The sequence below is a fragment of the Shewanella sp. FDAARGOS_354 genome, assembly GCF_002209245.2.
Lineage (GTDB): Bacteria > Pseudomonadota > Gammaproteobacteria > Enterobacterales > Shewanellaceae > Shewanella > Shewanella xiamenensis.
In genome coordinates this window covers 2,267,412-2,292,016 of the sequence record NZ_CP022089.2, presented here as the reverse complement: position 1 = coordinate 2,292,016, position 24,605 = coordinate 2,267,412, and the positions used below count along the sequence as shown (strand labels likewise).

At 44.7% G+C, this 24,605-nt stretch carries 17 protein-coding genes and 1 pseudogene; 17 read left to right on the top strand and 1 reads right to left on the bottom strand.

Annotation, left to right across the window (positions count from 1 at the left end):
- Positions 1–62: 62 nt before the first annotated feature.
- Complete coding sequence (locus CEQ32_RS10360) at positions 63–1,361, bottom strand: MFS transporter (protein ID WP_088585970.1); 1,299 nt, start codon at positions 1,359–1,361, stop codon at positions 63–65.
- Between the two features lie 1,164 nt (positions 1,362–2,525).
- On the opposite strand from CEQ32_RS10360, the gene CEQ32_RS10345 reads away from it, so the two are divergent.
- The 17 genes and pseudogenes from CEQ32_RS10345 to traD all read left to right on the top strand — a co-directional run bounded on the left by CEQ32_RS10345 (position 2,526) and on the right by traD (position 24,600).
- The gene (locus tag CEQ32_RS10345; RefSeq protein WP_088585968.1) at positions 2,526–3,431 is read left to right on the top strand and encodes a 3'-5' exonuclease; all 906 of its coding nucleotides are present in this window, start codon (positions 2,526–2,528) and stop codon (positions 3,429–3,431) included.
- A gap of 213 nt (positions 3,432–3,644) precedes the next feature.
- Positions 3,645–3,944, top strand: coding sequence for a hypothetical protein (locus CEQ32_RS10340; protein ID WP_032481051.1), 300 nt, complete (start codon positions 3,645–3,647; stop codon positions 3,942–3,944).
- A gap of 318 nt (positions 3,945–4,262) precedes the next feature.
- The gene (locus CEQ32_RS10335; RefSeq protein ID WP_032481052.1) at positions 4,263–5,198 is read left to right on the top strand and encodes a WYL domain-containing protein; all 936 of its coding nucleotides are present in this window, start codon (positions 4,263–4,265) and stop codon (positions 5,196–5,198) included.
- A 37-nt stretch (positions 5,199–5,235) separates the two neighbouring features.
- On the top strand, positions 5,236–8,568 hold the full coding sequence (locus tag CEQ32_RS10330) for a helicase-related protein (protein ID WP_088585967.1): 3,333 nt from the start codon (positions 5,236–5,238) through the stop codon (positions 8,566–8,568).
- Between the two features lie 3 nt (positions 8,569–8,571).
- Positions 8,572–9,258 (top strand): DUF4391 domain-containing protein, encoded by a 687-nt coding sequence (locus CEQ32_RS10325; protein WP_088585966.1) that lies wholly within the window; start codon positions 8,572–8,574, stop codon positions 9,256–9,258.
- 197 nt (positions 9,259–9,455) lie between these two features.
- A complete protein-coding gene (locus tag CEQ32_RS10320) occupies positions 9,456–11,309 on the top strand; it encodes a site-specific DNA-methyltransferase (protein ID WP_088585965.1) in 1,854 nt (617 codons plus the stop codon).
- 9 nt (positions 11,310–11,318) lie between these two features.
- Complete coding sequence (locus CEQ32_RS10315; RefSeq protein ID WP_088585964.1) at positions 11,319–14,396, top strand: type III restriction-modification system endonuclease; 3,078 nt, start codon at positions 11,319–11,321, stop codon at positions 14,394–14,396.
- Positions 14,397–14,622: 226 nt separating this feature from the next.
- The gene (locus CEQ32_RS10310; protein ID WP_192959159.1) at positions 14,623–15,666 is read left to right on the top strand and encodes an IS4 family transposase; all 1,044 of its coding nucleotides are present in this window, start codon (positions 14,623–14,625) and stop codon (positions 15,664–15,666) included.
- Between the two features lie 102 nt (positions 15,667–15,768).
- Entirely contained in the window at positions 15,769–16,977 is a 1,209-nt protein-coding gene (locus CEQ32_RS10305) for an IS4-like element IS10A family transposase (protein ID WP_088585542.1), read from the top strand.
- 14 nt (positions 16,978–16,991) lie between these two features.
- Positions 16,992–17,174: pseudogene (locus tag CEQ32_RS23100) on the top strand (hypothetical protein); the annotation flags it as partial.
- Complete coding sequence (locus CEQ32_RS10295; RefSeq protein WP_122040759.1) at positions 17,162–17,458, top strand: ECs_2282 family putative zinc-binding protein; 297 nt, start codon at positions 17,162–17,164, stop codon at positions 17,456–17,458. The pseudogene CEQ32_RS23100 and the gene CEQ32_RS10295, both read left to right, overlap by 13 nt.
- Complete coding sequence (locus tag CEQ32_RS10290) at positions 17,458–17,931, top strand: hypothetical protein (RefSeq protein ID WP_088585961.1); 474 nt, start codon at positions 17,458–17,460, stop codon at positions 17,929–17,931. The genes CEQ32_RS10295 and CEQ32_RS10290 overlap by 1 nt, the downstream gene beginning before the upstream one ends.
- A gap of 237 nt (positions 17,932–18,168) precedes the next feature.
- Entirely contained in the window at positions 18,169–18,588 is a 420-nt protein-coding gene (locus tag CEQ32_RS22965; protein WP_192959158.1) for a hypothetical protein, read from the top strand.
- Between the two features lie 43 nt (positions 18,589–18,631).
- Positions 18,632–19,555 (top strand): IS5-like element ISSpu11 family transposase, encoded by a 924-nt coding sequence (locus CEQ32_RS10285; protein WP_069455281.1) that lies wholly within the window; start codon positions 18,632–18,634, stop codon positions 19,553–19,555.
- A gap of 95 nt (positions 19,556–19,650) precedes the next feature.
- On the top strand, positions 19,651–20,418 hold the full coding sequence (locus tag CEQ32_RS10280) for a hypothetical protein (RefSeq protein ID WP_146128717.1): 768 nt from the start codon (positions 19,651–19,653) through the stop codon (positions 20,416–20,418).
- A 162-nt stretch (positions 20,419–20,580) separates the two neighbouring features.
- On the top strand, positions 20,581–22,731 hold the full coding sequence (gene mobH, locus CEQ32_RS10275; RefSeq protein WP_122040758.1) for a MobH family relaxase: 2,151 nt from the start codon (positions 20,581–20,583) through the stop codon (positions 22,729–22,731).
- Between the two features lie 48 nt (positions 22,732–22,779).
- On the top strand, positions 22,780–24,600 hold the full coding sequence (traD, locus tag CEQ32_RS10270; protein ID WP_088585958.1) for a conjugative transfer system coupling protein TraD: 1,821 nt from the start codon (positions 22,780–22,782) through the stop codon (positions 24,598–24,600).
- Positions 24,601–24,605: the final 5 nt, after the last annotated feature.

The following is a 24,605-nucleotide window of genomic DNA, read 5'->3' as shown; positions in this document are numbered from 1 at the left end:
ACGCTATGGTCACACTTTTTATCGGCTTATCCTCTCCTTATACGCTGCATATTATGGGTAAATTACTTCTCTTTCTTCGGCCATGACGGGTGTTCATCATCAATCACGAAATCATGCTCATGGGTCGATTCATTGTTTGTATCTGGGGCTGTGTGGCTGTGAACCTGGATGTAAATTTCATGCTCAGGCCGCCAGATGAGTACGGCAGTAACCAGCGACAGCCCCGCCACAATGGTCAGAGCGATGAATGAAGCCTGAGTTCCCCATGTAGCGCCTACCCACCCTGCCAGCGGATAAGTCACCAGCCAGCATGAATGTGACAGCGCAAACTGAGCGGCGAACAGCGCCGGTCTGTCTTCAGCTTTTGACGAGCGCCGCAGCAGGCGCCCACTTGGCGTCTGAGAAAGCGAATAACCCACCCCCAGCAGCGCCCACAGCACTAACAAGGTGACATAATTTTTTAGGAGAATGCCCAATCCCAGGCCAATGACTAAAAGCGACGTACCTACAAGCATCGGCATGCGGTCACTCATTTTGTCGAGGAGTCTGGGTAGAATCAGAGCCGATAGCATGGATCCGATACCGAAGCATGCCAGCGCAATGGCGGTAGACCGTTGTGAGAAACCAAAGTTAGCCTGAACCAGAACAACAGTATTGACGATAACCATCGCACTCGCCGCTGCTACGGCCATGTTGAGAGCCAGCAGGCCGCGTAGTCTCGGTGTTTTCAGAAAAATACGCATGCCTCGCGTTGTTTTGTCATAGATGCTGCGTTTTACCGTTAGCGCTTTCATCTTTGGCAATCTGACAGAAACAACCAGTAAAGCCGATGCGATAAACCCCACAGCCGTCCCAGCAAACAGGTTATGGAAGCTCATGACCGCCAGCAGCGCAGCCGCCAGCATGGGGCTGATAACACTTTCCAAATCGTAGGCCAGCCGTGACAGAGACAGCGCCCGGGTATATTCGCGTTCATCAGGAAGAATTTCCGGGATTGTCGCCTGAAAGGTTGGCGTAAATGCCGCCGAGGCAGACTGAAGAATGAAGATCAGGATATAGATTTCCCAGATCTGGGTGACAAATGGCAGCGCTATAGCCACGAGGGCGCGAACCAGATCCAGCGTCACCAGCATACTGCGACGCGGGAATTTGTCGGCGAAGGCCGCAGCTACGGGCGCAACCAGAATGTAGGCGCTCATTTTGATAGCCAGCGCGGTACCCAAGACAGCACCAGCCCTGTCTCCTGCAAGCTCGTAGGCTAACAGCCCCAGCGCAACGGTCGCCAGACCGGTGCCGATAAGGGCGATAACCTGTGCCATAAACAGGTGGCGGTAAATACGATTAGAAAGAATATTGAGCATCAGGAAATCTCTCGGCTTAAGTTTACATCCCCCCCGGGGGGATGGTTGAAGTATAGATCGGCCTCACAGTAATGGCAATCTCTATCCTGGGTGGGGGGGTGTGAAATTTATCGGTTACTTGATATGAAAAATATTCATGTATCATATGCTTATGGCCTAATTATTATTAGGAATATCAAGAGAGGGACAGCAGATTTCCGGCAAACAGTTGCAAGCAGATATAGTCCAGTTAATCCTTCAGAAAAAAGAGGTACCATCGTGAACCTCCGTTGGAATAGTATTCAATCCCTACCTTGTGGCGATTCAACCACCTGATCGTGTTACGAAATCAGCCCATGCCTGCATCATCGGGCGATGTTGTTCCAGTAAATCAGTCCTGTGGTAAGCGGCCTCAGCTTTACTCTGAATTGAGTGAGCGAGTGCTCTTTCAGCAAGATCTCGAGAGTAACCATGCTTGCTGCACCAATCACGAAAACTTGAGCGAAAGCCATGCGCAGTGGCTACCCTGTTGGGAATATCACTTGGAGCCTCAACGCGACGTAAAAAAGAGGTGAGGCCATATCGCTAAGAACGGTCTGCTATGCTGATTTCTACAAGTAAAATTGTAGGTAAAACTGTAGTTGTTCGAGTAAGACGCTGTGTTGTAGGTGATTTCTTTTTTGTGTTGATAAGCTTGATGTGGGGATCGCTCGCCCTCGTCAAAGCCTGCAAGGCTTGGATAATACTGCTTCTGCCTACTGCTCTTGTTTCTGTTACTGATCCTGTTACTGCTACTGGTTAACGCATGGGTCAAGTAACCGTCAGACAAGGCTTGTTGAACCCTTTGCAAAGGGTTTAAAAACAGTTAGTAAAATTCTGCTTCGTATTGAATTTACTAGCTTAAAGCGAAGTCAGGAGCACCATTAAAATGCTCAGTCGAACTCAGTTCAAGCCTTTTGCAACCGTTTGAAAAGGGGTTGGCTAAGCCATACGTAAAGGGTATCGGTAAGGGTTACCTAAAGGGTTTAGCTAAGGCTTTCTGAAAGGCTTAGCCAAAGCCTTCATACATGGGTTCACCCAGTAGAAAGATTAAAAAAACGCTGAGGTATCCAAGGTGCATTTAGAAAAACCTGTGGCACAGTGAAATCACCTAAAGCGAACAATAGAATTGAAGAGGAACCATCAATGACAAGAGCCCCAGCGCCATTTCCGCTAGAGCGCCTCGCGGATATCCTAGAAAGACCAGAAGATTTTAGATTGCTGGAGCGTATTCCATTAACGCGTGAGCCGCAGTCCTGGCCACTTGAATTCTCTCCTTTGGTCGGTGATGAACAACCGATGGTGCTGCTCGATACAGAGACAACCGGACTGTCTGCCGATGATGAGTCCATTATTGAGCTTGGTATGGTTAAGGTGCTTTACAGCCCCTCTGCTAAGCAGATTGTGTCGATTGTTGATGTGATCAGCTTGTATGAAGATCCCGGCAAGCCAATCCCCGAGCTGATTACCGAGTTAACCGGTATCACTGATGAGATGGTGCAAGGCCAGCACATTGATGATTCACTGGTAGCGAGTTGGTTATCCGATGATCCGCTGGTGGTTGCACACAATGCACAGTTTGATCGTCCTTTCTTTGAAAAGCGGTTTGCTGCATTAGGACATCTATCTTGGGCCTGTTCAGCCAGTGGCATAGATTGGAAGGCGCTGGGTTTTGAAAGTCGAAAGCTTGAGTACCTGCTGCTTCGCTTAGGTTGGTTTTATGAAGGACATCGAGCTGCAACCGATTGTTTGGCGATGGCCTGGTTGTTTCATTTGTTGCCCGAGTCCGTTGCAAACTTGTTGTCTGAAGCAGACAGGCGAACTGTGTTAGTTCGTGCGTTTGGTGCGCCGTTTGACGTAAAGGACTATTTAAAAGAGCGTGGTTACCGTTGGCATGACGGTGTTAAAGGTGCCAACAAACATTGGTGGCGCGAAATCAGCGAAGACGAGTTGCCGCAGGAACAAACTTACCTGGATGATTTGTACCATCGTGGCTCAGAACATGCCCACTATGACTACAAAGATGCCCGCAATCGATTTAAAGCTTTGTAGCTCTCTACAAGGTAAGCCTTGCATATTTGAAAACCTCTGGAAAATGGAAAGTGAACTTACGTTATACCCAAACTACTTGGTGTTGCAGCTAGGCGGCAAGTGAGCGAGTCCCCATGAGCATAGATCTTCTATGTGATTGGGGTGAGCGAATACAGGTAACACCGCTGCGGCTGCAAGTAGGCAGGGTATATAACCAACAAGAGGAATCTTTCCATGTACCAAGACACCTACATTGAATACTGGGGCGAAATCTTCGTCTCTGCCCGCATCATTGAATTTGGCATCACGTTCGAGCGCTTTCTTAAAGATCCATGGAAGTACTTGATGTCCTGTGGCCAAGAGTCTGCCCCGGACGCGATTGCTGAAGGGATGCTGCCATTGCTACCAGCCCAGGCAGAAGTTGCTAGGCGCATTCGGGAAAGTGAGCAACGAGCCCTGATGTCTACAGAGTCGGACAAAGGGGTATCTCATCGCGGTAACATCGAGGTTCCACTGGTTCGGGTGGCGCATTGAACGCGGCTATCAGCATTGGCACAAAACAAGGCCTTCACGCCCATACCTGAGCGGCAAATGCAATCCAGATCAAAAAGTTGCCGCTTAGTCTTCCCTACAAAATAATTTGTGATAGGATGATACCTAATAAAATTAATTAGGTTGAAGCCTATTCAGTGTTTTATGGCCATCTGTCCAGCTTCAACCAGTAGAGATTGTTAAGTCATTGCGGATGAAGAGCAGCATTGAGTGATGCTTTTCAATGTGATTACGCGATATCGGTCCTTACTTTATAAACAGAATTTTTAAGAAACTGGTTGAATTGGATAAACAAGACGCATGACAAATGATGGTCTGAAACAAACGGTAGTGGCGAAGCCAGATAGGCTTTCGCAGATAGCGCAGTTGCCACAAGCAACCAGGGATCGCATTGCCCACATCGATTTCACCTTATTGTTTAAGGGAGAAGCGGTACGGGCGGATTTAGTCGATCGCTTCAGCATAGCCGCCGCACAAGCAACGAAAGACTTCACCCTTTACCGAGAGCTTGCGCCAGGCAACATTGAGTATGACCAAAAGCTCAAATTGCATAAGCGTGGTGAAGCTTTTGCCCCATTGTTCGACTATGACGTTGTTAGAACACTGGCAACCATTAGCCAAGGGTACGGCGATGGCTTTACTGGAAAGGTAAAACCACCACTGGCTTGTGAAGCACCTTACCACCTTAACAAGCCCAGTTTATCTATAGTAGCGAAAGTCACCGAGGCCATTCACAAAGGCAAAGCCTTGAGTATCACCTATGTGTCGTTATCGAGTGGTGAAACTACGCGTGAAATTGTGCCGCATACACTGGTGGATAATGGCCTGCGTTGGCATGTTCGTGGTTTTGACCGCAAGCATAGCGAGTTCCGTGACTTTGTGCTGACCCGCATTAAAGCAGCGGTTGTGATTGAGGGTTCGACTTTGTCTGAAACGGAGCTCGAAACCCAAGACCGACAATGGAATCGCTTTGTAGAGCTAGAGTTAGTGCCGCATCCTCGTATTGAGCACAGCGAAGCGATAGAGTTGGACTATGGCATGAAAGGTGGCGTTTTAAAGATTGAGATTAGAGCGGCAACGGTAGGCTATTTACTCAGACAATGGAATGTGGATTGTTCTACCGACGCCACACTCAAAGATGGTGGAGCTCAATTGTACTTAAAGAACAGAGCAACACTTTATGGAGTTAAAAACATCATGCTAGCTCCAGGGATTGAAAAAGAACTTGGTAACTAATGCACAAAACCGAACTTGGCGCAGGGAATAAATTTTGATGAAAATAATCGATAACCTTAACAACCTATTAGGTGACGAGCTTCAACAGACGCTGACACCGAATACAAAGTTAAAGATTGCTGCGTCTTGCTTTTCTATTTATGCGTATGAGGCTCTCAAAAAGGAGTTAGCGAAGATAGACTCACTTGAGTTCATCTTCACATCACCTACTTTTGTCGCAGATGAAGTTACCGATAAATTCAAAAAAGAAAAACGAGAGTTCTTTATCCCCAAAGCTGGGCGAGAACGCAGCCTTTACGGAACTGACTTTGAAATACAGTTAAAGAACAAGCTCACTCAAAAAGCGATCGCTAAAGAGTGTGCAAATTGGATCAGAAAGAAAGCGACATTCAAATCAAACAAAACTGATTCTCCAATGCAGTCGTTTGTTGTGACGGAAGCGTCTAGGCAGCAAACAGAAGCCATGAGTGCAGTTTTTGCTCCGGTTAGCGGTTTTACGGCGGTTGATCTAGGGTATCAGCGAGGCAATGCTATTTCGAATTTTGTGCAAAAAATCGATGAGCCAAATTTCACAGCGCAGTACTTACAGTTATTCGACCAAATTTGGAAAGATCCTGCGAAACTTCAAGATGTTACTAAAACCATTTGCGAACATATAGAATCTGTCTACCAAGAAAACTCGCCCGAAAAAGTCTATTTCATTATTTTGTATAATATTTTTAATGAATTTCTTGATGATATTACAGAGGATGTATTACCAAATGATCGAACCGGCTATCAGGACACCTTGATTTGGAACAAGTTATTTAACTACCAAAAAGATGCCGCGACTGGGATTATCAATAAGTTAGAGACCTATAACGGCTGCATTCTGGCTGATAGTGTTGGTCTTGGTAAAACATTTACAGCGTTAGCCGTCATCAAGTATTACGAGCTCAGAAACAAATCTGTGCTGCTTCTATGTCCGAAAAAGTTAGCGGATAACTGGCTCAACTTTAATCGAAACTTAAAGACAAATATCTTTGCTAAAGACCGTTTTAGTTACGATGTTTTGTGTCACACAGATTTGAGCCGAACCTCAGGCGAATCCTTCGGTACTCCATTGAATAGAATCAACTGGGGTAACTATGACCTGGTCGTCATTGATGAGTCGCATAACTTTAGAAATAACGATGCAGTGAAAGATCGAGAAACCCGATATCAGAAACTGATGAATAAAGTTATTCGAGCTGGCGTGAAAACCAAAGTCCTAATGCTATCAGCGACACCAGTGAATAATAGATTTACTGACCTGAGAAACCAGCTCGCGTTAGCTTATGAAGGCGAGTCGAGCAATCTCACAAAGCATCTTAAAACCACAAAAAGCGTAGAACAGATCTTTAACCAAGCACAAGCCGCATTTAACGCTTGGTCCAAACTCGACCCAGAGACGCGAACAGCTAAAGCCATACTCGATGCCTTAGATTTTGACTTTTTTGAACTGCTTGATAGCGTCACTATCGCTCGCTCACGAAAGCACATCACAACATTCTACGACACAACAGATATTGGCCATTTCCCTGAACGTAACAAGCCAATCTCGTTTCATTGTCCGCTTACTACTCGTACGGATGTAGTAAGCCTGAATGAGATCTTTGAACAGCTTAAGCTACTCAAGCTATCTGTTTATGCGCCAGTGAGTTATATCCTCCCGAGTAGATTGAAGAAATACGAGGAGATGTATGACACGCAAGTTGAAGGCGGAAAAGGTAAGTTAAAGCAAAGCGACCGTGAAAAAAGCTTGGTTGCATTGATGACAACGAACCTTCTAAAGCGTCTTGAGAGCTCCGTATACTCGTTCAGAAGCACCTTGCAATCTCTCCATGATAACCATGTTCGTGTTCTTGGCATTATCGACGAATTTTATAAGCGAGACGGGCAAACTGAAGTGAGCAGTCTGGTTGAAGCGCTAGAGTCTATTGAAGCAGATGAAGACGATATGCCTTCTTATCACGATATGGAAATCGGCAACAAGATCAAAATCAAGCTGATGGATATGGATCTTCCATCCTGGCAGCAGGATTTAGATGGCGATTTGGAGCTGATCAAAGGGTTACTAGATTCTGTTAGCAAAATTAAGCCAGAAGAAGATGCTAAGTTGCAGCATCTGAAGTCACATATTGCTGCAAAAATAAATAATCCGATAAATCCTGGGAACAGGAAAATTATCGTGTTCACGGCGTTTGCTGACACCGCTCAATATCTGTACGAACAGTTGTCACCTGTGATGCTAAGCGAGCATAGAATACATACTGCGATGATCACTGGTGGTGCCAGTTTACCTAAGACCACCTTAAAAACCGGACGAAAAGGTTACGACACACAAGAAGTGCTCACCTTGTTTTCGCCAGTTTCCAAATCGAAAGCAAGTGTATTACCTGACGAACCCGCTGAAATCGATTTGTTGATTGCTACAGACTGTATCTCTGAAGGACAGAACTTACAGGACTGTGATTACTTAATTAACTTTGATATTCATTGGAATCCAGTTCGGATTGTTCAGCGCTTTGGGCGAGTTGACCGTATTGGCTCGCCGAATAAATGTATTCAGTTAGTTAACTACTGGCCTGATATATCGCTGGATGAGTACATCAACTTAAAAGAACGTGTTGAAAGTCGAATGACGATTGTTGACGTGACAGCGACCGGTGATGATAACGTCTTAAGTAGTCAAGCTAACGATGTGTCGTATCGTAAAGAGCAGTTAAAGAAGCTGCAAGAAGAAGTCATTGAGCTTGAAGATTTAAAAACGGGGGTCTCTATCACCGATCTAGGTCTAAACGAATTTCGGATGGACCTACTTAATTTAATGAAACTCTACGGCGAACCAAGAAACGCACCAAGTGGCATGCATGCGGTGGTTGAAGCTAAGCCTGAATTAGGGTTATTGCCTGGCGTGGTGTTTGCGCTGAAAAACGTCAATAACAGTATCGATAGAGATCTGCAAAACAGGCTCCACCCTTATTACCTTGTCTATGTATCGAATGAGGGGCACATCATCGCTAATCATTTTGAGGTAAAGAGACTATTAGATTTAATCCGCAGTAGCTGTAAAGGGCAAACAGAGCCGCTCAGTGAGATTTGTGCGTTATTTAATCGCCTAACACAAGACGGTCGAGATATGCAGCGTTACTCTCACCTTCTAACAGATGCCATAAAAAGCATGGTTGAAGTTAAGGAAGAAAAAGATATTGATAGTTTGTTCAGTGGTGGCGCTACCTCAGCTTTAGTGAATACATTTGCAGGGCTTGATGACTTTGAATTGCTAGCATTTATTGTGATCCAGCAAAAGCAGCTGATAGAACACAGTGCTCAGGATGAGGTTAGCTAGTTTATGAACTCACCTTGGATATTTCCTGACAAAGCAAAGTTCGGTCGAGTCGTGCCGAAGAACAAAATATATGAGCACAGCGCGGCAAGCGCCGGATTGAAGTCACTTTTTGTAGAGCAAGTAGAGCAAATCCTTTGGGCTTACAAGCTATCGCCTAGCACACTGAATATTCCTCAAACCAGTGAGGTCAGTGAAATACAGGTTTTCAGTGTGAAGCTTAAAGGTGACTCAATAGACGACAGCGTACTAAAAGCGATTGATTTGGCCATACCTTTTCCCATTCTATTTGAGGTATGGGGGCCTAGTGGTGAACAAGGCTACTATGCAGCTTGCCATAAGCGCAAGGCAGAAAATGATCAGTCAAAATGGGTCTGTAGCCGCTATTTGTTCTCAGAAATGTTCTATTTAGGTAATGCATCAACAGTAACTTCTGAAGTTTTGGTTTTGCCAACTGCAATCGATATGGCGCAGCTGTATCAAAAGCTTCTTACACGTTTGTTACCCATACCCAAACGAACCGCCGAGAGTATTGAAGAGGTCATTGAACGCTTGATGGCAATTCAGGCATTGGAAAAGCAAATCTCGCAATATAAGAAGAAGGTTCATGCTCAGAAACAGTTTAACCGAAAGGTTGAGCTCAATAAGCAGTTAAAGAATTTAAGGTGCGAGCTTGAAGAGTTACTCGCATAAAGAATAAACAATTTCAATCAGTTAAATAGTGCCCGCTTTCATTATGGCCTAAATAGTTGGTGTGGTAGCTAGGCGACAAGTGAGTGAACCCCTGAGCATAGTTTTTCTATGTGATTGGGGTGAATGAACGCAGTCAACAACGCTACCGCGACAAATATGACGGCGATATGTAAGGCATCACGCAAAAGGTAAAACACATGGATAAATTAAAGATGCACAGCCCCGACATGACGCAGCAAAACATAGAGAAAATTCAGGCGTTGTTTCCGAACTGCGTGACGGAATCAAGAGGAGCTAACGGAGAGCTAAAGTTAGCCATTGATTTTGACCAACTTAAACAAGAGCTTTCAAATTCAATCGTTGAAGGCCCGCAAGAGCGCTATCAGCTGAACTGGCCCGGTAAGCGAGAAGCACTACTAACAGCGAATGCACCTATTGCCAAGACCTTGAGACCTTGTCGAGAAGAAAGTGTCAATTTTGACACCACTGAAAACCTCTTTATTGAAGGTGATAACCTTGATGCACTAAAGATGTTGCAAGAAACATATTTAGGTAAGGTAAAGATGATCTATATCGACCCGCCTTATAACACAGGCAAGGATTTTATTTACGAAGACGATTTTTCTGAAAACTCTGATGAATTTTTGAAACGGTCGAATCAAAAGGATGGAGAAGGCAAACGTCTGATTACGAATACTGAATCAAATGGCCGCTTTCACTCTGATTGGCTTTCTATGATGTATTCAAGATTGAAGTTGTCACGCAATCTAATGAAAGATGATGGGTTGATATTTATAAGTATTGATGAAGTTGAAATATCAAATCTAAAAAAAATGGCTGATGAGATTTTTGGATCTGACAATTTTATAGCTGATTTTATTTGGCAAAATAAAAAAGGTGGTGGTAATGATGCTAAGTATTGTGCTGTAGAGCATGAGTATGTGGTTATTTATGCGAAAAATATTCAATCATTACCAAGATTATTCGAGTCATTTTCAGATGACTATGCGAAAAGGTACAAAGAGGAGGATGAGCGCGGTAGGTTTTTCTGGGATACATTCAAACGAAAGTCAGGTAAGCAATATTATGCAATAACTTGTCCCGATGGAACAGTTTTAGAAAATGATGGATATGGAAATCCATTAAGTTGGCTTCGATCTGAAGCTCGTTTCAAAAAGGATGTAGACGATGGTGAAATAAAGTTTGAAAAGCGGACTGACGGTTGGAGCGTCATGTTTAAGCAGCGTATGCCTGAAGGGAAAAAACCCCGCAGTCTTGTGCTTGATAAGGGAACTACAAGTGATGGAAGTTCTGAAACCCTAAGTTTATTTGGGAAAAATATTTTCAGTAATCCAAAACCAACAAGTTTATTACGTTACTTGTTAGGGATAGGGCTGAATGAAAGTGAGATTGTACTAGATTTCTTTGCCGGTTCTGCCACAACTGCTCATGCAGTAACAGATCTTAATGCTGAAGATGGCGGTAACCGAAAATTTATTATGGTTCAGCTCCCTGAAGAATGTGACAAAAAGTCAGAGGCTTATAAAGCAGGCTATAAAACAATTGCAGAAATTTCCAAGGAACGTATCCGCCGAGCTGGCGCAAAAATATTAGCAGGCGAGTGCCACAAAGACTGGAATAAGGACGTTGGATTCCGAGTACTTAAAGTGGATACATCTAATATGGCAGATGTTTACTACTCTCCAGATCAAGTTACTCAGGGTTCGTTAGACTTATTGGTGGATAATATTAAAGCAGACCGCACTGATGAAGATTTACTTTTCCAGGTTCTACTTGATTGGGGCGTCGATTTAACCTTGCCAATTAGAAAAGAAACGATTCAAGGTAAATCGGTATTCTTTGTCGATGATGATGCACTGGTGGCCTGTTTTGACCTGCGCATAAATGAAGCTTTGATTAAAGAGTTAGCCACAAAAGAACCACTTCGCGTAGTGTTCCGTGATGACGGCTTTGAGTCTGATGCAGTAAAAATTAATGCCGAGCAGATTTTCAAGCAAGTGTCCCCACATACTGAAGTTAAAGCGATATAAGGAGGGAGTATGAAGTTAAAGTTCAAAGTCCAACCTTATCAAACTGTTGCCGTAGAATCGGTTGTTGACTGTTTTGCGGGGCAACCTAATACTTCGGGAGTTACCTACCGAATCGATCCAGGTGTTGCCAAAGATAAATTTGGTAATGCTGGCTGGGATATGAGCGACCAAGACGGTTTTAAAAATGCTGAACTCGCGATCACTGAATCGCAGCTATTGCAAAATATCCATGGTGTTCAAAGTAGACAGAACCTCCCTGTTTCAGAAGCGTTAATAAGCAATTCCAGCTCTAAGATTAATCTCGATGTTGAAATGGAAACCGGTACTGGTAAGACATATTGCTACATCAAAACCATCTTTGAGATGAATAAGCGCTATGGCTGGAGCAAATTTATTATAGTTGTGCCTAGCATCGCCATTCGTGAAGGTGTTTACAAGTCGCTGCAAATCACAGGTGAGCATTTTGCCCAGAATTACGACGGTAAAAAGGCCCGGTTCTTTATCTATAACTCGAAACAATTGCACCAGTTAGAGAGTTTTTCTTCTGACAGTGGCATCAATGTGATGGTCATCAATATTCAAGCCTTTAATGCGTCAGGAAAAGACAATCGACGAATTTATGAAGAGTTGGATGACTTCCAGTCTAGGCGTCCTATTGACGTTATTAGTGCAAACCGCCCAATCCTGATTTTGGATGAGCCGCAGAAGATGGAAGGCAAGAAGACATTAGATGCCTTAGCCAAATTCAAACCACTGATGGTACTTCGATATTCGGCCACGCATAAGACAACACATAATAAAGTGCATCGCCTGGATGCGCTTGACGCTTATAACAATAAGCTGGTTAAGAAAATTGCCGTTCGTGGTATTTCAGTAAAAGGCTTGGCGGGAACGACAGCCTATCTATATTTGGAATCCATCGAGATCTCGAAAAAAATGCCAGTGGCTCGCATTGAGATCGAAGTTAAACAACAAAATGGCATTAAACGCATACCCAAGAAGGTTACTAAGGGCGATAATCTTTTTGATCTTAGCAATGGTCTGGACCAGTACCGTGACTTTGTGGTTACTGATGTCAACGCGATTAACGACACGGTTGAATTCAAAAATGGCCATGTTTTAACCGCGGGCGATGCCACGGGAGACGTGACCGAAGAGACCATTCGCCGAATACAGATCCGCGAGACAATTAAAGCGCACCTTGAAAAAGAAAAAACACTTTTTAACCAGGGTATAAAAGTTCTCTCTCTCTTTTTTATTGACGAAGTCGCAAAGTATAGAGACTACTCTCAGGCCGATGAAAAAGGTGATTATGCTCGCGTCTTTGAAGAAGAGTACTCTTTGCTTGTACAGGAGTATCTTGATGAGTTGTCTCTTTTACCAAGTGAGCAGACTGATGCCTATAAAGCCTATCTATCGGCCATTGAAGGCTCTAGAACGCATAATGGTTACTTCTCAATTGATAAGAAATCAAATCGTCTTCAGAACCCCGGCTTTAAAGTCCGTGGTGAAGATGCCGGCCTATCAGACGATGTAGATGCCTATGATTTGATTTTAAAAGATAAGGAAAAGTTACTCTCGTTTGAAGAGCCTACTCGATTTATCTTTTCACACTCGGCCTTGCGCGAGGGGTGGGATAATCCAAACGTATTTGTCATGTGTATGTTGAAACACAGCGACAATACTATCTCTCGTCGTCAAGAAGTTGGACGTGGTTTACGTCTGGCCGTCAATAAACATGGTGACAGACAAGATCATCCGGCAACTGTGCATGAAATTAATGTCTTGTCGGTGATTGCAAGTGAAAGCTATAAAGACTTTGTCACGAATCTGCAAAAAGAGATCAGCGAGTCTCTTTCAGCGAGACCTAGAAAAGCAGATGAAGCTTATTTTACGGGTAAGACAATTACAACTGCTGATGGACCTGTAGAAGTAACACCTGTAATGGCTAAGCAAATTTATAAGTATTTGCTTAAAAATGATTATACCAATGAAGCTGACGATTCAATTGCGCCATCATTCCACCAGGCTAAGGCTAGTGGACAGTTAGCGCCAATGCCTATTGAGTTAGAGCCTTATAGAGAGCAAATATTGACTCTGATAGACGGTGTTTATAGTGAAGCGCAATTGCCAGGTGTTGGTGATGATCGTAAACCTAAAAACAATCCTTTGAATGCTAATTTTGATAAAAAAGAGTTTCAGGAGCTTTGGCACAAAATCAATCGCAAAGCGGTTTATAAGGTTGATTTTGATTCATCTGAGTTGATTAAAAATTGTATTCGGGTTCTCAACAATGAACTTAAGGTAACGCCTCTTCAATACACCATTCAAGATGGTGTTCAATTGGATGGCATTACCGACGAACAACTCAAAGCTGGACAAAGTTTCAAGGTGAAAAACACTGAGACTGAAACTCATCAATCGAGCATTCATTCTGCTGTTCGTTATGACTTGGTTGGTAAGTTGGCTGAAAATTGTGTGCTGACTCGCAAAACAGTCGCTGAAATTCTGATGGGTATAGAACCTGTAGTATTTGCACAATTTAAGCAGAACCCTGAGCATTTTCTAGCTGAGGCTTCACGCCTTGTGAAAGAGCAAAAGGCATCTGTGATTATCGAGAAGCTATCATATGATCCAACGAACGAATCTTATGATGTTGATATATTCACGGCAGAGCAAAAAATCACAGATATGACAAAAGCCGTTAGTGGCGTTAATAAGCATATTTATGATTATGTTGTCGTTGATTCACAAGGCATTGAGCGGGACTTTGTTACCGAGCTTGATACAAGCAAAGAAGTCGTGGTTTATGCAAAACTGCCTCGTGGTTTTCTGATACCGACGCCTGTTGGCGACTACAACCCTGATTGGGCAATTTCTTTCAAAGAAGGAAGTGTTAAACACATTTACTTTATTGCTGAGACTAAAGGAACGATGTCTTCGCTTGAATTGCGTGGCATAGAAGATCGCAAGATTGAATGCGCTAGGAAATTCTTTGAAAAAATTAATGCAGAGATCACGAGTGAAAACGTCAAATATGATGTTGTAACGAGTTACTCGAAATTGATGGAAGTCGTAAGCGGTTAGTTGTTTCCGTTTTTATATCGGGCTGTCAGTTCATCTGGCTGACAGCTCACTTATAGTTACATAACAATAATTGGAAAATTGAGTCAGCAGATTGAGTCTAAATGTCGCTCACTCATGCGGTTATATTTTAAGTATGGTTGTTGACATGACGGAGTAATTGCATGAATCCTGAAAAATACAATAGAAGTCACTGCTGTCCCGTTAACTTCGGAAAATGAAGGTCTGTTTGCGCGCAATACTTTATAATCGTTTCACCACAAAACCTTACAAAGCAGAGGCGAAACAGACCGTGAGTCATAATAATACAGTTATCCATCAATTGCTTCGATTTATTCCGAGACATGAGTTTGAGAGCCTCGCTAAGCAACATCATAAGGGTCGATCTTTCCGAACAGCTTCACGCTGGTCACAGTTTGTGACCTTAACCATTGCTCAGCTCGCAGGACGAAGCAGTCTTCGAGATATCGTCGAAAATATGACAGCACAATTGCATCGCTTGTACCACATAGGGACGGTGAAGCTCTCACGTACTACCTTAGCTCGCATTAACGAGGACAAACCCTATGCGCTTTATGAGGCTCTCTTTGGTCGTGTGTTAGCTCGCTGTCAAGCCGTCTCTCCGAAGCATAACTTTCGATTTAAGAATGCGTTATTTTCACTAGATGCCACCACGATTGATTTGTGCTTGTCAGCCTTCCCATGGGCTGAGTTTCGGTCAACGAAAGGAGCCATTAAATTGCACGTTGGCTTGAACCATAACGGATACCTGCCTGAATTTATAACCATTACAGATGGTAAGACGCATGACATTACAGCAGCACGAGCACTCAAGCTCCCACCTGGAAGCATTGTTGCAGTGGATAAAGGCTACAACGACTACAAGTGGTATAACCACCTGAATAACAACGGTATTTTCTTTGTTACGAGGTTAAAGAGCAACGCAAAATATCGAGTTTTAGTGCGTCAAGATGTCGATAAATCGAAAGGTATCACGTCAGATCAAGTTATCCAGTTTACCGGATCAGTGACTTCAGAGCGGTGTCCAATAGCACTTCGTCGTATCGGTTATAGGGATGATGTCACCGGTAAGCGCTACGTGTTTTTGACGAACAATAGAACACTCAGCGCAAAGACCATTGCAGAGATATATAAGGCACGCTGGCAAGTAGAGCTGTTCTTTAAATGGATCAAACAGAACCTGAAAATCAAATCGTTTATCGGCACTAGCAAGAATGCAGTTCTGACTCAAATATGGATAGCTATGTGCTGAAGAATCCCCTGATGATTTACAAATAAATCATCAAATTAGGGTGGAAGCGCATCTTGTTGCATGATCAAATGGTTTCGCCAAAAACTACACTTGGACAACAAGATGCGCGAAGCCAATATCCTACTACATTCTTTACACCAATACTGCCCAGAACTTCACCTAAAACGATTAAACAGCTTGATGCTGGCCTCTAAGGCGCTGATTGAATGTAAGACACTGACCTTGACTGAGTTAGGTCGAAATTTACCAACCACGGCCCGAACCAAGCACAACATCAAGCGCATTGATCGTTTGCTCGGCAACACGCATCTGCATCAAGAACGGTTAGCTGTCTACCAATGGCATGCCAGCCTCATCTGTTCTGGTAACCCTATGCCGATTGTGCTCGTCGATTGGTCAGACATCCGAGAGCATAAACGCATCATGGCTCTGCGCGCCTCAATAGCCTTCAACGGCCGCTCTATTACCCTGTATGAGAAGTCCTATCCCCTATCAGAACAATGCTCTAAGGCCTCCCACAACGGTTTTTTAGCGGACTTAGCCAAGATTTTACCTTTGCATGTTACCCCTCTCATCGTGACTGACGCGGGGTTCAAAGTGCCTTGGTACAAAGAGGTTGAGGCGCATGGTTGGTTTTGGCTAAGCCGTATTCGCGGTACAGTTCAATTTGCAGATATTGGCGCTGAAAATTGGCGTGCAGTTCGCAGTACACATGACTTGGCCAACGGTCAAGCGAAGAGCCTGGGTTGTAAGACCTTGACCAAAACTAACCCTATCAATTGCCATCTCACGCTTTATCGTAGCAAACCTAAGGGGCGTACAAATCAGCGTTCAACGAGGACTAATTGCCACCATCCATCGGCAAAAACGTACTCAACATCGGCGAAAGAGCCTTGGGTGTTAGCCAGCAATTTACCACCAGAATCTCGGAGCCCAAAGCAGCTGGTAAACCTGTACGCCAAACGTATGCAAATAGAGGAAACCTTTCGTGACCTCAAAAGCCCGGCATACGGCTTTGGCTTACGCCAAAGTCGTACCAACAGTCCAGAGCGATTCGACATCATCCTACTGATAGCGTTGATGGTTCAATGCCTGTTGTGGCTAGTTGGTTTACACGCACAGCAACAGGGCTGGGATAAGCATTTTCAGGCCAATACCATTGGGCATCGAACGGTACTCTCAACGATTCGCTTGGGATTGGAGGTACTCAGGCGGCCTGATTATCAAATCACGGAGAAAGAATTGCTGGCGGCCTGGGTATTATTCGCCAATCAGTTGCTCAAATATGGCTATGCTATGGCTGATTTATGAGGGGATCCTTCAGAGCTATGTGTGTTTACTTACTACTCGCATTCTTGAAATTTCAATCAAAATTGGGGCTAAGCCTGCAGCAAATACTCAGAGTTCTTCAGCTCAATCTATTTGAGAAACGAGATTTAATGGCATTACTGAGGGGAGAACCGATGAATCCGAGGCCGCTTAATCAATATCAGGCATGTTTATTTTGAAAGTTAACGGGACAGCAGTGAATAGAAGTATAAGCTTGCTTTGCCCGACTTGTGGCTGTTCAGACTTTTCCTATGAAGACGGTTGCGATGAAACAATACAAGTAATGGCTTGTGCATCTTGTGGCCGAGAGTTCAATAAAGATGAGCTTATTCAAGAGAATAGCGAAAATATTGATGAACACCTTTCTGAAATCAAGGAAGAAGTTTTAAAAGACGTTCAAGACGAACTACGAAAATCTTTGAAAAAGGCTTTTTCTGGTAGCAAGAATATAAGGATTAAGTAATGCCGGTAACTATTGATGCAGGTGATGTGATAGCTGGATTAGCTTTCCTTTTATCTGGCTACGCAACATGGCAAACGGTCAGCTTTAATAAGAGGCAGAAGTCACTTGTCGAAAGCCAGGAAAAGTTAAACACCATTCTCTTGGAAAAAGAAAATGAAGATGCTCTGAAAGGAAAGCAAGCTGACCTTGGTGCATCAATTATAAAACTTGGCAGCAGTAAGTATCGGCTTAAGGTTTGGAATAAAGGTGCTGCTACTGCAAGAAACGTCAGAATTGAGTTCCCCGAAGGTAACGATTTAGTTATTGAATCAGAAGTGACTGACAAATTTCCGATGGAAAGCCTCGAAAAGCATCAAGCCGTTGAGCTAATAGCCGCTGTTCATATGCAAACGAAACGAAAGCATGTTGTTCGGCTAGTTTGGGAGGATGATGCCCAGTCTTACAATGAAAAGCTGTCTTACCCTACATTATAGAAAATTATAGCAATGTGCAGGATCTACGATATGGCGAAATTACACTGATTAATACTGATAACAACCCTAAGTATGACCACAGTTTATTTATTATTGAATTTTTCATTAAATTGGTTTCATAGCCAACTCCAGTGAAGGATAAACATTCACTGGCTCGGCGAGACCTTTTTGGCTGCGGCCTTTTTTGCACTAAAAAGTTCCGCATTCCGACAAACATTATGTGATAAGGAAAGCATCGTGTCCTCAAAGGAAGATATAGAAGACCTACTCTTTACCGAAGCGATTAAGGCCTGGGGAGAGTCGTTTGGTGGTGTGAGCGCAATAGATCTTGCTGAGAAGGCTAATATTTCACATGAGAATGCTATGGGAATTGTGGAGTCTTGGGTGCAAGCTGGCAGGGGATCGATGAACGCAAACGTTGAACTTAGCCTTATTAGTTTTCCCAGTTCTGGTAGCAGCAAAAAGTTTTCATTCACACCAATTAATACTCACATTTTTTTCCCTAGTCGAGACGAGTTGACTGAGTATTTTTATAGCTCCGGAAATGCCCGCATGGAACCCCCTGAGTTTAAGAGGCGTTTAATGTGCGGAGAACACCAACTTGCTTTGTGCTACTTTTCGGCTTTGTTTCCTAAATCAGTTGAACTAAAACCATAGCTGGTGATCTGATCGACATAGCCCATCAACTCGCCCATCAATCGTGTCAAAACCTCAATATAAAACAATCAACTGGAAGCAATACAATCAAGCCCTGATCAATCGTGGCTCACTTACCTTCTGGATTGATGAGGACGCTATCGCCCAGTGGAAAGCTAAGGCCGAGCAACCAAGGAAAGGTCGACCACGCGTATTTAGCGACTTAGCCATTACCACCGCGCTGATGGTTAAACGTGTTTTCTCGATGCCACTACGAGCGTTACAAGGCTTTATCAACTCGGTGTTTAAACTGGCTGATATTCCGCTTTCGTGCCCACATTACACTTGCATCAGCAAACGCGCTAAAACCGTCAAGATTGCTTTTAAAACCAAGACGCGTGGCACCATTGAGCACTTGGCTATCGACTCGACAGGCTTGAAGGTTTATGGCGAAGGTGAGTGGAAAGTGAAGAAACATGGCACAGATGGCAAGCGCCGCGTGTGGCGTAAGCTGCATATCGCTGTCGATACCCATAGCCATGAAATTATTGCAGCGGAACTGAGTTTATCCGGTGTCACTGACGCTGAAGTTATGCCGAATTTGCTCAAGCAAACCCATCGCAAAATCCGCAATATCTCAGGTGATGGTGCTTACGACACAAGAGCCTGTCACGATGCCGTTCGTAGAAAACGGGCTTTAGTACTCATTCCACCGAGGGAAGGTGCCGCGCTCTGGGAACAAGGTCATCCGCGTAACTTAGCGGTCAGTTGGCAACAGCTTCATGGTTCAAATAAACAGTGGAAAAAACGGTATGGTTATCATCGGCGGTCAATCTCAGAAACAGCAATGTACAGAGTGAAGCAACTACTTGGTGGCAGATTGAGCCTGCGAAATTATAACGGTCAGGTAGGAGAAACTTACGCGATGATAAAGGCGTTGAACAAACTCACTGGGCTAGGCATGCCTGAAACTTACCGTGTAGTTTAATATTCAAACGATTATGAGGAGCTTTGCTCGCTGAATCGATTTAGGAAACAAAGCCCTACTTTTCAGTAGAAGTGTTGGCTAGATATTTTAGCCATGTGGATTGGTACGAAATAGACGATTCTTCGGCAGGCGGCCATATTAGGACAAAATCACAGACTCCCTCTGATAGATTTATCGATGTTAGATTTGGGAAGGGAAGAACACTGGATTCTAGTACATTTGTTACTGCTATATACAAAGATCTTTATTGTTTTTCTGATTCTGAGCAGAGGCACTGGCATGCTCATGAAATTGCCAAACCGAACCTTGATCCAAAAGATGAAAACCTGAGACTTTTTGCAGCCCGAACCTATGATGGCGCCTGGGTCGAGTTCCCCAAACCCTTAAAGGAAGTTCAAGATTCTATTCGCATCCTAAATTCAAAATTCAGTCCACTTACTCTCTTTGGACGCCTTGAGAATGAACATCTAAGGATGCCAGTAGAGAACACTAACAAAGCGTTAGCGGATAGCTGTAGCGAATTATACAAAATCATAGGTTCTGATTCATTGAAGCCGCAACCCTTGAAGGGACTTCTACAAGCTAAGTTTGGGAAAACTGAGAGCGATTTTATTCATAGCAGTGGTAGATCCCTGAGTGCATTACAATTGCTTGAATTAGTAGAGTGTGAGATGAAACTTACAAGTCGCCTGTCTGAAGTAATTAAAAACATCGCAAAATATCGTGTCGAAGCAGATCATAAAGTGCTTTCTACTAGTTCCGATAAGAAAAACTATTGCGAGGAATTTGAGCTTTTGTGCAAGCAATTCGCTTCTGCCGCCAACCTTTTTGCTGAGGAAGTAGAGGCGAGAAGTGATACATAGGCTGCGCAGTCAAAGCGATTGTCAAAAAGCGTCAGACGTATTTCTTCTCAAGCCCGAATTCAGATAATAACCGCACCACTCCAGATAAATGCATATTTCTTTCGGCTATCTAACATCTTCAGTTGCTAAAGAACCTTCACACTATAGTGTCGGAGGTTCACTATGTTCAAAAACCTATTTTTTCAAACCAAAGCACTACCAGAGCTGTCATCTCAACTCGATGCAGAAATTCCACGCTACCCGCCATTCCTGAAAGGGTTGCCAGCTGCGTCCCCCGAGGATTTGCAGTCCACACAAGACGAACTAATTGCCAAACTGCGCCAGGTACTTGGCTTTAACCAGCGTGATTTTCAAAGGCTAATTCAGCCCTGCATTGACCATCTGGCTGCTTATGTCCACTTGCTGCCAGCTTCTGAACATCATCATCACAGTGGCGCTGGTGGTTTATTACGTCATTCGTTGGAAGTTGCTTTTTGGGCGGTACAAGCAGCTGAAGGGATCATCTTTGTTGCCAGTGGCACACCGGTTGAGAAAAAAGAGCTAGAGCCGAGGTGGCGTGTTGCGGCGGCATTAGGCGGTTTGTTCCATGATATTGGTAAGCCTGTTTCAGATTTGTCCATCACAGACGAAGATGGACGCTATCAGTGGAATCCTTTTTTAGAAACATTATCTCAGTGGACCACTAATAACAGCATTGAACGCTATTTCATTCGCTGGCGCGACGGACGATGCAAGCGACACGAGCAATTTTCAATTCTGGTGTTAAACCGGGTGATGACACCTGAGTTGCTCGCCTGGTTAACCCAGCCGGGTCCTGAAATTTTGCAAGCCATGCTGGAGGCAATTGGCAATACCGATCCCGAGCATGTCCTGTCTAAATTGGTTATTGAAGCTGACCAAACCAGTGTACAGCGAGACCTGAAAGCTCAACGAATTTCCGTTGACGACAATGCCCTTGGTGTCCCAGTCGAACGCTATCTACTTGATGCCATGAGGCGATTACTTGCCAGTTCCCAGTGGCTGGTCAATCAGCGAGACGCCAGAGTCTGGTTACGAAAATCGAATCAATCAACCCATCTTTGCCTGGTTTGGAAAAGCGCGGCTAAGGACATCATTGAGCTATTGGCCAAAGACAAGATACCTGGCATCCCAAGAGATCCCGATACCCTTGCGGACATCCTCATTGAGCGAGGATTGGCCACTAAATCCGCCTCGAATGAGCGATATGAAAGCCTTGCCCCTGAAGTGCTGATCAAAGACGACAAGCCAATCTGGTTAGCTATGCTACATATAGTTGAGGCCGATTTATTGTTCAGCTCGAATGTACCAAGTAGCGTGAGACTGTTTAGCAAATCTGAGTGGGAAGCAACACAGCAAACACAAGCAGAGCCACAGAGTCGCTCCAGTGAGCAGCCAGGCTTGGCTGACGCGTCATCATCAATCGAACACGGCAATTCGTCTGAGTCGCCATCGACAAACTCGTCCGAACAAGATGATGAACTCAGTCGTGCAAGCGACGTTAATAGCCCCCAGGCAACTGAAAATGATCCGGGTGATGGATGTGAAAAGCCTAACGATTCAAACAACGCCGCTATCTCAAATAACGTAAACCAGCACGATGCAGACGCATTTAATCTCCCTGGACCTTTGGCGTGGCTCCCAGAGGCCAGCAGTGCGTTGGTTATGGTTGGTGAACAGATACTGATCCGCTATCCCGATGGAGTAAGACCCTGGTGTGCCCCCCGAAAACTGCTTGCTGAACTCAGTCGATTAGATTGGCTTGAACTAGATCCGGCAAACCCGACGCGTAAAGCCAGAACTGTGACTACAAATGATGGAGTTCAGGAGCAAGGGTTACTGCTGAAAGTATCGATTTCTAAAGGGCTTACTGCACTGATAGACCTCTTCAATCAAGACGCAGAATCAGTGACAGCAATTCAGAACAAAGAGGCTTCACAGCGTCCGAGTCGAACTAAGACAACCAATGCCCAAGCAAAAGAGCCCGCCACAAGAGCGGAGCGTAAGCAAAAGCCGATTGCGTCCAATGCGAACTCAAGTACAGACCCCAAACACGCGCAGCGCCAACAGATGGTTAATTTTGTGAAAGATTTGCCCATCTTACTGACCGATGGCGATTACCCAGACGTGGATCATAGTGCCGATGGTATTCGCGTCACGATTCAAACCTTACGCCAAGTCGCCAATGAGCATGGCATTCCAGCCGGACAGCTGCTTCGGGGGATCTCGGCCAGTGACCAATGCCAGTTTGATGAGGGGGAAACGGTTCTGTTTACCGCTCACGCTAAACGTTAATCCATTTGAAGTTAAGCGGATTGTAAACGGTTATTTTGCGGAGCATGAATGAAAGAAAACGCATACGAAATGCCCTGGCGCACGAACTATGAGGCCATGGCAGCAGCAGGTTGGCTGGTTGGGGCCACTGGGGCGATTGCCGCAGAAATGCTGACAGAGTTACCGCCCGAACCATTTTGGTGGATGACAGGGATTTCCTCGGGCATGGCGTTGTATCGCCTGCCTGAGGCTTACCGTCTTTATAAGTTGCAGAAGGGGCTAAAAGGCAAGCCATTGGCATTTATGGAGCTGTCGCATTTGCAAAAGGTGATGACAAAACATCCAGATGAACTGTGGTTAGGGTATGGCTTTGAGTGGGACCAACGTCATGCCCAACGTGCTTATGAAATCCTAAAGCGGGATAAGCAAACCTTGCTTAACCAAGGTCACGGCAAACAAATGGGTTCGACCTGGATTCATGGTGTCGAGCCCAAAGAAGAAGATGTTTACCAGCCAGTTGGTCACACAGAGGGGCATACCTTAATTGTCGGCACGACCGGTGCCGGAAAAACCCGATGCTTTGATGCGATGATCACTCAGGCCATTTTGCGCAATGAAGCCGTGATTATTATTGATCCTAAGGGAGACAAAGAACTTAAGGATAATGCGCTGCGAGCCTGTATTGCCGCCGGTAGTCCTGAGCGCTTTGTGTATTTTCATCCGGGTTTTCCTGAGCATTCGGTACGGCTTAATCCCCTTAGAAACTTTAACCGGGGTACTGAAATCGCCAGCCGAATTGCGGCATTAATTCCATCTGAAACCGGTGCTGATCCATTTAAAGCTTTTGGCCAAATGGCACTGAATAACATCGTGCAAGGTTTGTTGCTTACTTCACAGCGTCCTGATCTGAAAACACTGAGACGATTCTTGGAAGGTGGCCCAGAAGGCTTGGTAGTAAAAGCCGTCACGGCTTGGGGGGAGCAGGTGTATCCGAACTTTAGTGTGGAGAGCAAGCGCTTTACCGAAAAGGCCAATACCTTGGCTAAACAAGCCATGGCGATGCTGCTTTTTTACTACGAACGCATTCAGCCCATTGCCGCCAATACCGATTTGGAAGGCCTTTTGAGCATGTTTGAGCATGACAGAACCCACTATTCCAAGATGGTGGCCTCACTGATGCCGGTACTCAATATGCTCACATCAAGTGAACTAGGCCCATTGCTATCACCGATTGCAAACGATGTGGATGACAGCCGGTTAATTACGGATTCTGGCCGTATTATCAACAATGCCCAAGTGGCCTATATCGGGTTGGATTCCTTAACCGACGCCATGGTTGGCAGCGCCATTGGCTCGTTGCTTTTATCCGATCTCACCGCCGTGGCCGGTGACCGCTATAACTATGGTGTTGAAAATCGTCCCGTAAATATCTTCATCGATGAGGCGGCTGAGGTCGTCAACGATCCCTTCATTCAACTGCTCAACAAAGGCCGTGGCGCAAAAATGCGTTGTGTGATTGCTACTCAGACCTTTGCTGACTTTGCCGCTCGTACAGGCAGCGAAGCTAAGGCTCGCCAGGTGTTAGGTAACATCAACAACTTGATAGCCCTTCGGGTGATGGACGCCGAAACACAGCAGTACATTACCGACAATCTGCCTAAGACTCGGTTGCAGTACATCATGCAAACTCAAGGTATGTCGTCCAACTCGGACAGCCCCGCGTTGTTTACCGGCAATCATGGCGAACGCTTGATGGAGGAAGAAGGCGATATGTTTCCACCGCAGTTATTAGGCCAGCTCCCCAATCTGGAGTACATCGCCAAGCTTTCAGGTGGACGCGTGATTAAGGGTCGCCTTCCTATTTTAACCAGCTCTACACAGGCAGCATAAGGAGT